Raw genomic sequence first — 12,584 nt, forward strand, 5'->3', positions numbered from 1 at the left:
CTAATCTTTGAGCGTGTTGTAGTCGCCAAGGCTCAGATCTGACTGGCGTCCTTCAAAGGAAACAAAATTACCTACCATTGAGTTTGCTATGTTCCCGTTTTTGATGGTCGACTCCTTCTGAACGATGGAATTGCTCAGAATAGACGCCAGTACGCTGGTGTTGTCTCCAATAGAAACGTGCGGGCCTACCACGGAATTGTGGATCACGGCATTCTCTCCGATATACACGGGCGGGATGATGACCGAGTTCTGGATATCAGCCGACGCGGCTACCAGGTTCTTCTCATCCTTGATATACTCTAAATAGCGTTGATTGGTGAAAACGGTTGCGTTTTTATTGCCACAATCGAGCCATTCGGAGATAACGGCAGGAATAAATTTCGTGCCTTTGTTCTTCATGTTTTCCAGCGCGTTGGTCAGCTGGTACTCGCCCTTGTCTTTGATGTCGTTGTCAAGCAAATACTGCAGTTCGCTGCGCAGGTAGGCGCCGTCTTTGAAGTAGTAGATACCGATGATGGCCATGTCCGACACGAACTCCTGCGGCTTCTCCACGAAGTCGGTGATCTCGCCATTGTCGTTCAGCTTCACCACGCCAAACGGACGCGGGTCCTCTACGCGCTGCACCCAGATGGTGCCGTCGGCGTTGGTGTCGAGTTGAAAGTCGGCTTTGAACAGCGTGTCGGCAAAGGCTACTACTACCTTGCCTTCCAGCGAATCCTGGGCGCACATGATGGCGTGTGCCGTGCCCAGGGCTTCTTCCTGGTAAAAAATGCTGCCTTTGGCACCTACTGATTCCGCGATTGCTTTCAGGTCGCGCTCCACGGCCTCACCGAAGTGACCGATGATGAAAGCCACTTCCTCTATGGGCTCGTGGCATACTTTTGCAATGTCTTCTACCAGGCGCTGCACGATCGGCTTGCCTGCAATAGGTATAAGTGGTTTAGGAACTGTAAGAGTGTGCGGGCGCATACGCTTGCCCATACCTGCCATAGGTACAATAATCCTCATAGCGATTAGTTTATGGATGGAAAAATGTAGCCGGACGTGCTGCCCGGCCACTATTGGTTTTGATTAATACTGTATTTTGAATGTTTGGTTTTAGCCCTCACTAAAAAGCAGGAAAAGGGCTGGCTATACCTTGTGTTGATGGCGACGCCACTGAACTACTTGGTGCCTGTGCTGCCGTAGCCGCCAGCGCCGCGCTCGGTGTCTGTCAGCACTTCGGCTTCCGCCCATGCTACACGCTCGTAGCGCGCCACCACCATCTGGGCCACACGCTCGCCGTCCTCTACTACAAACTCCTGGTCCGACAAATTCACCAGCAATACCTTGATTTCGCCACGGTAGTCGGCGTCGATCGTGCCGGGGCTGTTCACGATGGAGATGCCGTGCTTGTAGGCCAGGCCTGAGCGGGGTCTGATCTGCGCCTCGTGCCCTTCCGGCAGCTCAATGAAAAGGCCGGTAGGTATAAGGGCGCGCTGCAGCGGCTTAAGTGTAACGGGTGCTTCTAAGTTTGCGCGCAGGTCCATACCTGCCGAGTGCTCCGTCTGGTAAGCCGGAAGCGCATGCTTGGATTGGTTAATGACTTTAACCGGTATGTTCGTTGTGTTCATCTATATAAAGATAAAGATTATTTTTTAGTTAGAAAGTAGGACCGCTCTCGCAGCCAAACCACCGCCAGGAAAACGCCCGAAAGCGACAGGTGGTATGCGTGGCGCAGCCAGAAGTTCTCGACAGGTATAAAATAAGCTGCCGCCACTAGTCCCGTAGCCAGTGCAATGTAGCCCAAAATAGTTTTAACTGGGTAAGGGATCGGGTAGTGCACATTGCCCAGTACGTAAGTCGCCAGTGCCATACCTACATAGCAAATAAGCGTGGCAATGGCCGAGCCCATATAACCCAGCACAGGTATAAGCAGCAGGTTGAAGACAATGGTAATGGCCGCACCGCCAAAGCTGATGTAGGTGCCGAAATGCGTTTTGTCTGTCAGCTTGAACCACACGGTGAGGTTGTAGTAGATGCCCAGGAACAGGTTAGCCAGCAACAGCACCGGCACCACCATCAAACCGTCATGGTATTCGGGGCCGATCAGCAAGGCGAAGTCTTCGAGGTTAGTCGAGATAAACAGGTAGATGAAGGCGCAGGCGATCACAAACCACTTCATGACCAAGGCGAAGGCTTGCGGCGATTCCTTCTCTTTGGCTTGCGAGAAAAAGAACGGCTCGGCGGCATAACGGAAAGCCTGGATGGTGAGCGTCATGAAAATGGCGAGCTTGTAGCAGGCGCTGTATATACCCACGGCCGCCATGTTGCTGGTGCCCGGGTAGAAACCTTCGGGCAGGTAGCGCTCCAGCAGAATACGGTCGATCACTTCGTTGACCATGCCGGCCAGGCCCATGAACAGGAGCGGCCAGGCGTATTGCAACATCGGCTTGAGTTGCTCCACATCCAGCCTGAAGCGGAAAATGCGCAGCTCTTTCCAAAGCATGGGCAGGAGCAGCGCATTGGCCACCAGGTTGATCAAAAATATATAGCCTACTCCAAAATCAGGGTTGTAGAGCGCAGTAGCCAGCGGCTGAAGACTCGTGAGGTACTGTCCTTCGTAAATGTGTCGCAGCAGGACCAGGAAAAATAGATTGGCGCCCACTGTCAGCAGGATGTTCGCTAGCTTAATGGAGGCAAACTTGATGGCTTTGTTCTGGTGGCGGAGCCAGGCGAAAGGTATAGCCACCAGCGCATCGATTGCCAGCACCAGCGCCAGCCAAACGATGTACTCCCGGTGTTCGGGGTAGCCGATGTAATCAGCAATTTGCTGCGAAAAGAGCAGCAGTATACCTGTGAAGATCGTGCTGCTGACCAGAATGGCGCTCAGCACCCGGTTATAGACCGTTTTTGGATCCTGCTCTGGTTTGTTGGCGAAGCGGAAAAAAGCCGTCTCCATGCCGTAGGTATACACCACGTTGAAGAAAGCCACGAAAGCATACAGATAGGAGACCACCCCATATTCCTCGGGTAGGAACACCCGGGTATAGACCGGTACGAGCAGGTAGTTGAGGGCGCGGCCCACAATGCTGCTCAGTCCGTAGGCAGCCGTTTGCCCGACCAGTTTTTTGGCGATGCTCATGCGTTTGTTTTAGGGCAGGTAGGTATAGGTATCAGCTGAAAAAGAAAGAACGCGCTATACCTGTCTTTTATGATAGGTATAGCGCGTTCTGCAGGTATAGGATTAAGCGCCTTTGAAGACAGGCTTGCGTTTCTCCAGGAATGCGTTGGTGCCTTCCACAAAATCTTCGGAAGAGCAGCAGCGGGCAAACGAGTTGGCCTCTGTCTGGTAGCCGTCCTCGTCTTTGTCGTACACGGCGTTCACGCAGTCGATCACCAGGCCGATGGCCAATGGCGCCTTCGACACAATCTTGGTAAGGATCTCCATACACTTTGGCAGCAGCTCTATGGCAGGCACCACATGGTTCACCAAACCAAGCTCCTTGGCTTCGTTCGCACCAACCATGTCGGCGGTCATCATCAGTTCCATCGCTTTGCCTTTGCCGATCAGCTGCGTCAGGCGTTGCGTGCCGCCGTAGCCTGGTATCAGGCCCAGATTTACTTCCGGCTGGCCAAAACGGGCGCCCTCGCTGGCAATGCGCATGTGGCAGGCCATAGCCAGTTCGCAACCTCCTCCGAGTGCAAAGCCATTCACGGCCGCAATCACGGGCTTGGTGCAACGCTCGATCATGCTGAAAACCTCCTGGCCACGCTCCGCAAAACTACGGGCGTTCACATCGCTCAGCTCTGAAATCTCCGAAATGTCGGCACCCGCCACAAAGGCCTTCTCGCCGGCACCGGTAAAGATAGCGCCTTTCACAGCAGGGTCGTCGTAGACTTGCTGTATGGCCGCCTTGATCTCCCTGATGGTGTCGATGTTGAGGGCATTGAGCTTATCTGCACGGTTGATAGTGATGACCAGAATGCCGTTCTCGAGGTTGAGCAGCAGGTTTTCGTATAAAGACATAGTTTAATACTGTATGAGTATTTAGATAACGGTAGCAAATATAGTAGTGATTTAGGTAAATCCCTAAAGTGCAATCTTGCAATGGCTCAGTTCTAATGGCCCTTCCCTAATTTTCACGCTGGTTTCGTGCCTCTGGTCATGATTTGCTATCTTTGTGCAATTTTAAAATGCATTACGCTCACTTTATACCTTATTTTCATGCTTAAGGCTTTATTGCGCTTTCCCTTTCTAATTCTTTTCCTCTCGCACCTTAGCTTGTCCACTGCCTCTGCTCAAGATATCCCGGCTCCCGTTCAGATTATTCCGGCCGATACGGCGGCGGTACCGAATAGCTGGGACTTTGGCGGTACCGGCACCGTTAACTTCAGTCAGGTGAGCCTGAGCAATTGGGCCGCCGGGGGGCAGAGTTCGCTCTCAGCGCTGGGGATACTGAACATCTACAGCAACTATAAGAAAGGCAAAAACACCTGGAACAATACCCTGGACCTGACCTACGGCACTGTGAAACTGCAGGAGCAGCGTCTCCGCAAAAGCGACGATCGGCTGGAGCTGAATTTGAAGTATGGGCGACAGGCTTCGAGCAAATGGTTTTATACGGCCCAGCTCAACACCCGCACGCAGCTCAGCCCGACCTATACCCCTGAGCGTGACTCAGTGATTTCCAACTTTATGGCGCCCGCCTTTATACTGGCCTCCATCGGGATGGACTACAAACCGAACCCCAAGCTTTCGGTTTTCATTTCTCCGTTTACCGGCAAGTTCACCGCTGTGCTTAACCAGCGCATGGCCGACTACGGGGCTTTTGGGGTGGAGGCCGCTCAGCGCGACCTGGAGGGGAATCTTATACCTGGTACCGGGGAGCGCTTTCGCGAAGAGTTCGGGGGCTTTGTGAATGTGCGCTTTCGCAACGAAATCTTTAAGAATGTGATCCTGCAATCCAAAGCCGACCTGTTCTCCAACTACCTGCATAATGCCAAGAACATCGATGTGAGTTGGGAGAACCTGGTAAACTTCAAAGTGAATAAGTTTTTGTCAGCCAGTCTGTTTGTGCATATGATCTACGATGATGATATTTTGATCGATATAGACCGCGGCGGTGATGGTACAATGGATGGGAAAGGGCCTCGTTTGCAGCTGAAAGAAACCATGGGAATAGGATTATCCTATAAATTCGAATAGTAAACTTTTGTTGAGTACTTCTTGTTATTCACTAAAAATGTATACTTTAGCGTATAATGTACGTTGTATAGATACATTATCAAAAGTGGATTTATGAAAAAAATCATATCGTTACTATTCTCTCTAGCTTTCCTCCTGTTTGTGTCCGATGCGATGGCACAAACTTCCAGTTCTTCGAGCACTTCGCTGAACTCAGGGAAAGATGAATACTGGGGTACTGCCAGGGTGCAGGAAAAGGGTACTACCACTGATGCCGTTGGCGCTCGCGCTGCCGGTATGGATGCACGTTGGAACGCCTATGAAAACTCGAACCGTACCCGCTTTACCAAAGACCGCATCAAAGGGAGCAAGCGAATGGAAGCCATTCTGAAGAAAGAGAAGGAAATGCACCGCAAGCACAAGCGCGACAAGCGTCGTTTGGCCCGACATTCCTTGTAATAACTTAACCCGAAAGCATTAAAAAGCCCCGCCTGATTTTTCAGGCGGGGCTTTTTTTGTGCTTAGGTATAGGTGATTGCATTCCCTAACAGGTATAGCGCTTTCTGAAGTCGAAACCTGATTGGGCGCGAGTAGAGCCTACTGCAAAGGTATAGGCATTAGCTGGCAGGTGGTCAAAGCTCTTTCAAAGTATAGCTACACTATCTCAGCAGGTATAGCTTGCGATTGGCCGGTGCGTTTTATTTTCCTAGAGCGGAGAATAGCTGATTCGGATTTATCAATCCGAATCCCAACTGTAGCAGGTCTCCAGATCCGCGTAATCCATGAGGATGTGCACATCCCGAAGAGTATCTCCTCAAATTGACAGATAGGATGGTTTCATTACCCCAAACGCGCTTTTAATTAAGCAGGGCTAGCTCTGCTTAATTCAGGTATAACCCCTCTCAAGTAAAGCAAATGCTCAGGTATAGCTAATCATTTTTAGGTATAGCGAGTACCCGCTGTTTCAGGATGCCTTTGCGACCTGGTTAAAAACAAAAGGCTCCCGCTTTCGCAGGAGCCTTCTTTATGATTCATGAAATTAGCTGTACTACAGCGTACGCTTCACTTCTTTCTCTACGTAAGCCTCGATCACGTCTCCGATCTCGATCTCGTTGTATCCTCTCAGGCTGATACCGCATTCGTAACCCTGGCGTACTTCAGACACATCGTCCTTGAAACGCTTGAGTGCCAGAATCTCGCCGTCATGAACCACAATGCCGTCACGTACCAGTCGTACTCTGGAGTTACGCTGAATAGAGCCGTCGGTGATCATACAACCTGCAATCGTACCCACCTTCGTGATACGGAACACATCGCGAACTTCGGCGTTACCGGTGATCTCCTCTTTCATGGTAGGAGCAAGCATGCCTTCCATCGCATCTTTCACTTCGTTGATCGCATCGTAGATGATAGAGTACAGACGAACGTCGATCTGCTCCTGCTCTGCCAGTCTGCGTGCGTTCTGGGAAGGACGTACCTGGAAACCGATTATGATCGCATCAGAAGCCGAAGCCAGCAACACGTCAGATTCCGAGATTGCGCCTACGCCTTTGTTGATGATGTTCACCTGCACCTCGGCAGTTGACAGTTTCAACAGGGAGTCGGCAAGTGCCTCTACGGAACCGTCCACGTCACCTTTCACAATCACGTTAAGCTCCTTGAATGTACCGATGGCCAGACGGCGACCGATTTCATCCAGGGTAATGTGCTTGCGGGTGCGCAGGCTTTGCTCACGCTGTACCTGTGCCCGGTTCGTGGCGATTTCACGTGCCTCGCGCTCCGATTCCATTACCTGGAACTTGTCGCCGGCCTGTGGTGCGCCGTCCAGACCTAGTAGCTGTACCGGAGTGGATGGGGCTGCCTCTTTCATCTTGCGGCCACGGTGGTCGGTCATGGCTTTCACCCTACCGTAGTGGGAGCCTGCCAGTACCACATCACCTACCTTCAGCGTACCGGTCTGCACCAGTACAGTCGCTACGTAACCACGGCCTTTGTCCAGCGATGCTTCGATAACCGTACCTACTGCATTTCGGTCCGGGTTCGCCTTAAGCTCCAGGAGCTCGGCCTCCAGCAATACTTTCTCCAGCAGGTCAGGAATGCCCTGGCCCGTTTTTGCCGATATTTCCTGCGACTGGTATTTACCGCCCCATTCCTCTACCAGGATGTTCATCTGAGCGAGCTCTTCACGAACCTTATCGGGGTTAGCGGCTGGTTTATCTATCTTGTTCAGTGCAATGATGATCGGAGATCCGGCTGCCTGAGCATGGTTGATGGCCTCCTTTGTCTGTGGCATCACCGAGTCATCGGCCGCCACCACAATGATAACAACGTCCGTTATCTTGGCACCACGGGCACGCATGGCCGTAAAGGCTTCGTGACCCGGCGTATCCAGGAAGGTAACGGTACGGCCGCTCTCTGTCTGCACCTTGTAGGCGCCGATGTGCTGCGTGATACCGCCGGCCTCGCCAGCTGTTACGTTGGCATTTCGGATATAGTCAAGGAGGGAAGTCTTACCGTGGTCAACGTGGCCCATGATTGTTACAATTGGGGCACGATCCAACAGATCCTCTTCGTTTTCTTCCAAGGCTTCTTCCAGCGCCTGCTCATCTTCTGATGTGATGAACTCCACTGCATAGCCAAATTCGTCTGCAATGATGGTGATGGCTTCGGCATCAAGGCGCTGGTTGATGGATACGAACATACCCAACTGCATACATACCTTGATGACATCGTTCACGCTCACGTTCATCAGCGCGGCCAGGTCATTAGCTGACACGAACTCTGTTACACGCAGGGTCTTCGACTCTGCCTGCTCCATCAGGCGACGCTCTTCCGTTGCATCTGCAATAGCAGAGCGCTTCTCACGACGGTATTTGGCGCGGTTGCCACCGCCTCCTTTGCCGCCGCTTAGCTTAGCGAGCGTAGCTTTGATCTGCTCCTGGATTTCCTTATCCGTTACTTCCGCTTTTTCTACACGTGGTCCTGGGGCATTGCGTGGTCCACGGCCGCCTGGGCCTCCAGGTCCGCCACCAGGACGCTGTCCCGGACGATTGCCCTGATAGCCTCCGCCGCTGCCACCCGTATGCTGGATCGGGCGAGCCTGTGGATTGGAAACACTTTGTCCCTGGTTCTGGCTGCCACCCTGTTCCGGGCCAGCCACAATAATGCGCTTGCGCTTTTTCTTCTTACCGGCCTTCTTGTCATCAGAAGACGCTACCGGCTTGGTACCTTTTCTACGGGAGCTGTCTGGCAGTTCAATCTTGCCTAGCACCGTAAGGCCTTTCAGCTGGTCGGCTTTTGCTGTAATTGTTTCTATTTGTTCTGGTCCTTTTTCTTCAGGAGTAGCAGGTGCCGGCTTTTCCGGTGACTGTGGTGCCGCTGCTTGCGCAGGAGCCTGTTCTTTTTCTACTGGTTTTTCAGCTGGTTTCTGTTCCGCAGCAGGGGCAGGAGGCGTTGCCGGCTGCTGAGGCGTTTCAACTTTCGGGGCTTCCACCTTTGGTGCTTCAGCTTTAGGCGCTTCCGCAACAGGAGCGGCAGGTGTTTCCTGCACTGGCGCTGCCGGCTTCTCCACAGGCTTCTCTACCTGAGGGGCAGGGGCTGGCTGCTCTGGTGCTTTCGCTTCCGGTGCTTTTGGCTGTTCCACTGCAGGTGCCTCTGGCTCTTCAGGCTTAGGGGCAGCCTTCGGTACCGGACGTCCTTTGGCGTCAAGCTCTATTTTGCCGAGTACCTTTATACCCGGAAGCTTTGCTTCAACAGGCGCCGGTGCCGGCTCCGCTTTTGGCTTCGCCTCTGCGGCTTCGCTTTTCGGCTGGTGCGCGTTCTTGATCAGGATCTCCTGCTCAGGCTCCGATGTTTTCTTTGGCTCGTGATGAGGCTCCGATTCCACTATCTGGTTGCTTTGTGGTTTCTTGCCGATGTTCAGTTCTTCCGCTTCAATCTTGTCTTGCATGGAAGAGGCGAACTCTTTAGCCAGCATACCGAACTGCTCTGCCGTGATTTTGGTGGTGGGTTTGTTTTCCACGTCAAAGCCTTTAGCAGAGAGGTAATCCACAATGGTAGCTGTACCAATGTTTAAAGTAGTTGCAACCTGTTTGAGCCTCCTGATTTTGTCTTCTGCCATGTTCTGATATGCTGTCTTTATTATTCTGTTAATATACTATAGTTGCCTTGCAAGGTATAGAACCGCGCCCCGTTCTGATATTTTTCAAAATTACAGTAACGGAGCGCAACTCACAACTATTGATTGTCTTCTTCTTCCAACTCTTCGCGCAGGATGGAGAGCACGCTGTCGATCGTCTCTTCTTCCAGTTCTGTTCTGCGAAGCAGGTCTTCTTTCGAAATGGCCAGTACGCTCTTGGCGGTGTCCAGACCGATGCGACGCAATTCTGCAATCACCCAGTCCTCGATCTCGTCCGTGAATTCCTCCAGGCTGATGTCTTCTTCATACACTTCAGACTCACGGAACACGTCGATCTCCATGTCTACCAGTTTGCTGGCCAGCTTAATGTTCTGACCGCCTTTACCGATCGCAAGCGATACCTGGTCTGGCTTCAAAAACACCGATACGCGGCCGTTCTCGTTGTCGATCTTCATGCTGGTGATCTTAGCCGGGCTAAGGGCACGCTGTATGTATAGCTCCACGTTGTCGGTGTAGTTGATCACGTCGATGTTCTCGTTCTCCAGCTCGCGCACGATGCTGTGGATACGGGAACCCTTCATGCCGACACAGGCACCTACCGGGTCAATACGGTCGTCAAACGATTCTACGGCTACTTTGGCACGCTCGCCGGGCTCACGCACAATTTTTTTGATGGCGATCAGTCCGTCGTAAATCTCCGGTACTTCGTTCTCGAACAAACGCTCCAGGAATGCTGGGGATGTACGGGAAAGAATGATCTTGGGATTACCGTTCACGATCTCAACACGCTGTACCACAGCACGCACCACATCACCTTTACGGTAACGGTCCTTCGGGATCTGCTCGCCTTTCGGGATCAGCAGTTCGTTCTCTTCCTGGTCAAGCAGCAGTACTTCGCGGTTCCATACCTGGTACACCTCGCCGGAGATAATCTCGCCCACAAGGTCCTTGTATTTCTGGAACAGGAGCTCTTTCTCCATGTCCTTGATGCGCTGGATCAGGGTCTGGCGGGCAGTGAGCACAGCGCGGCGACCGAAGTCCTCCAGCTGTATCTCTTCCGATACCTCTTCACCCACTTCAAAGTCAGGCTCTATTTTCTGCGCCTCCGATAAGGCGATCTTATCATGATCCCAGATGTCCTCCGAGTTGTCGTCCACGATTTCGCGGTTACGCCAGATCTCCAGGTCACCCTTCTCCACGTTCAGGATGATGTCAAAGTTCTCGTCGGTGCCCCACTTCTTGCGGATCATGGTACGGAATACATCCTCCAGGATGCGCATCATCGTCGGGCGGTCTATGTTCTTGAATTTCGCGAATTCAGCGAACGACTCGATCAGGACTGAACTGTTCATTATCTTATCATTTAAATGAGATTACAACATTTGCTTTTACAATGTCCCCGAAAGGTATTTGCACAGGCTCATACGTTGCCTTTTTGCCTTTTTGTTTGATTTCTTGTGTCAGGTTTAAGCCTGTTTCTGTTACTTCCTCCAGCTTGCCGGTTTTTTCGGTGCCATCCTGCATTTTCAGTTTCAGGTTGCGGCCGATGTTTCGCTTGTACTGCTGCGGCTGCGTGAGCGGAAAATCCACGCCCGGTGAGCTCACCTCCAGCACATAAGACACCTCCTCGCCATACTGCTCCGCGATCTTCGCATTGACGCGGCGGCTGATGCTGGCGCACTGGTCGATCGTGATGCCCTGCTCGCCGTCAGCCAGCACGGTTATCTTGGGGCGCACCGCCGAATCAGACACTGCCACATCTACGATGAACAGGTCATTATCCGGTAGACTGGCTTCCACCATAGCGCGAATACTTTGTGCCGTTATTGCCATATTAAATTAAAGAAAATAAAGAAGGGGACCTCGCGTCCCCTCATCTCCTTGGAAATAATGTCACAAATTTACTATAAAAACATTATATAAACAACAATATGTGTTGAAGTGCGCTGTAAATTATCTGGTTTCTGGAGATTTCGGGCGGTATTTGAGCAACTATGGCAGGTTGCCGGAAGGGCTTCTGTTCCCTAACATGAACCGGTGGGCGAAAAGTTCTGCTCTTACAAAACAGTGCCGCCGCCGCATCTGAATATATTCTGAAGCGAGGCTTGATATTCCTACAGGCATAATTTGTAAGTTTGCCACCGTGTCAGGTACATTCAAACAAATACGCCGGAAAATCTGGCTGATCCTCAATATTCTGGTGGTGCTCTGGCTCCTGCTGGGGGTGTTGAGCATGCGCGTGCCTCCCTACGAATTCTGGCCTGCCGGCTTCATGGCTTTCTCGCTGCCCGGTGCCCTGGTCCTCAACTTCCTGTTCTTCCTTTACTGGCTGCTGAAGCGCTCCTGGTACGTTTTCTTGCCGCTCGCCGTTATCGGTCTTGGCTGGAACCAGTATGGTCGTTTGGTGTCCATTTCATGGGACGAGGAACTGCCTGCTGACGCTAAAACGCTGGAAGTGCTCAGCTTCAACGTGCATATTTTCAACGCCTACGACAAAATAGTGGAAGGCGTGCCGCGTGTGTCGGAGGAAATGGTGGACTGGGTGGCCACACACCCTGCCGATGTGTTCTGTCTGCAGGAGTTTTACAGTAGGGTCAATTCGACTGAGTTCAACAATTTCAACCGGATCGGGAAGCGATATAACCGGTATATGTTTGCCTCTACTTACCAGGGCGACCGCGTGAAAGCCGATGTGGGCGTCGTGATTTTTTCAAAGTACCCGATCATAAGAGGCAATACGATCCACTTTGAAAACACATCGAAGCGCAGCGCCAACCGGGCCGCCTGGGTAGACATCAATGTGAAAGGAGATACTGTGCGGGTATACGCGGTGCACCTGCAGTCGATGAGTATCAGGGCAGAAGATATCGAGAACACCTACTCCGCGATAGGCGATGAGGCGAGCTTTAAAAAAGAGAGCCGCAACCTGGCCCGTCGTTTGCGCATGGGTTTCCGGGCAAGGGCCATGCAGGTACAAGAATTACTCGACCACGTGAAAACCTCACCCTATCCGGTTATCGTGGCGGGCGACTTCAACGATATTCCGTTTAGCTATACCTACAGTCAGTTGGTGAGCGAGCTGAACAACTCGTTTGAGAAGGCCGGCAATGGAGTGGGGGCCACTTATAACGGTCCTTTGCCATTTCTACGTATTGATAACCAATTCTATAGCGAAGGCCTGGAGGCGTACGATTTTAAAACGCATTACGAAATGCCGCTTTCCGACCACTTCCCGATCTCGGCGACCTACGTCATCAAACCGAAGGAGGAGTAAGGCAC

At 52.1% G+C, this 12,584-nt stretch carries 10 protein-coding genes; 3 read left to right on the top strand and 7 right to left on the bottom strand.

Features of this window, described 5'->3' with window-relative positions:
* From Q4E40_RS17795 to Q4E40_RS17810, 4 genes are all read right to left on the bottom strand, one after another.
* A complete protein-coding gene (locus Q4E40_RS17795) occupies nt 1-1,008 on the bottom strand; it encodes a sugar phosphate nucleotidyltransferase (protein ID WP_303414059.1) in 1,008 nt (335 codons plus the stop codon).
* A 155-nt stretch (nt 1,009-1,163) separates the two neighbouring features.
* On the bottom strand, nt 1,164-1,613 hold the full coding sequence (dut, locus tag Q4E40_RS17800) for a dUTP diphosphatase (RefSeq protein WP_303414060.1): 450 nt from the start codon (nt 1,611-1,613) through the stop codon (nt 1,164-1,166).
* A gap of 17 nt (nt 1,614-1,630) precedes the next feature.
* Nucleotides 1,631-3,124, bottom strand: coding sequence for a lipopolysaccharide biosynthesis protein (locus tag Q4E40_RS17805; protein WP_303414061.1), 1,494 nt, complete (start codon nt 3,122-3,124; stop codon nt 1,631-1,633).
* Nucleotides 3,125-3,226: 102 nt separating this feature from the next.
* Nucleotides 3,227-4,009, bottom strand: a complete 783-nt coding sequence (locus tag Q4E40_RS17810) for an enoyl-CoA hydratase/isomerase family protein (protein WP_303414062.1) — start codon at nt 4,007-4,009, stop codon at nt 3,227-3,229.
* Between the two features lie 198 nt (nt 4,010-4,207).
* Here Q4E40_RS17810 and Q4E40_RS17815 point away from each other — a divergent pair, with 198 nt between their 5' ends.
* Both Q4E40_RS17815 and Q4E40_RS17820 read left to right on the top strand, forming a co-directional pair.
* On the top strand, nt 4,208-5,188 hold the full coding sequence (locus tag Q4E40_RS17815; protein WP_303414063.1) for a DUF3078 domain-containing protein: 981 nt from the start codon (nt 4,208-4,210) through the stop codon (nt 5,186-5,188).
* A 93-nt stretch (nt 5,189-5,281) separates the two neighbouring features.
* Nucleotides 5,282-5,626, top strand: a complete 345-nt coding sequence (locus tag Q4E40_RS17820; protein WP_303414064.1) for a hypothetical protein — start codon at nt 5,282-5,284, stop codon at nt 5,624-5,626.
* 589 nt (nt 5,627-6,215) lie between these two features.
* Here Q4E40_RS17820 and infB read toward each other — a convergent pair.
* From infB to Q4E40_RS17835, 3 genes are all read right to left on the bottom strand, one after another.
* Nucleotides 6,216-9,287: a translation initiation factor IF-2 gene (gene infB / locus Q4E40_RS17825; RefSeq protein ID WP_303414065.1), complete on the bottom strand. Its 3,072-nt coding sequence runs from the start codon at nt 9,285-9,287 to the stop codon at nt 6,216-6,218.
* 116 nt (nt 9,288-9,403) lie between these two features.
* Nucleotides 9,404-10,657, bottom strand: a complete 1,254-nt coding sequence (nusA, locus tag Q4E40_RS17830) for a transcription termination factor NusA (protein WP_303414066.1) — start codon at nt 10,655-10,657, stop codon at nt 9,404-9,406.
* Between the two features lie 7 nt (nt 10,658-10,664).
* Entirely contained in the window at nt 10,665-11,138 is a 474-nt protein-coding gene (locus Q4E40_RS17835) for a ribosome maturation factor RimP (protein WP_303414068.1), read from the bottom strand.
* A gap of 310 nt (nt 11,139-11,448) precedes the next feature.
* Here Q4E40_RS17835 and Q4E40_RS17840 point away from each other — a divergent pair, with 310 nt between their 5' ends.
* A complete protein-coding gene (locus Q4E40_RS17840; protein ID WP_303414069.1) occupies nt 11,449-12,579 on the top strand; it encodes an endonuclease/exonuclease/phosphatase family protein in 1,131 nt (376 codons plus the stop codon).
* The last annotated feature ends 5 nt before the right edge of the window (nt 12,580-12,584 follow it).

This window comes from Pontibacter coccineus (assembly GCF_030546575.1).
Taxonomy (GTDB): domain Bacteria; phylum Bacteroidota; class Bacteroidia; order Cytophagales; family Hymenobacteraceae; genus Pontibacter; species Pontibacter coccineus.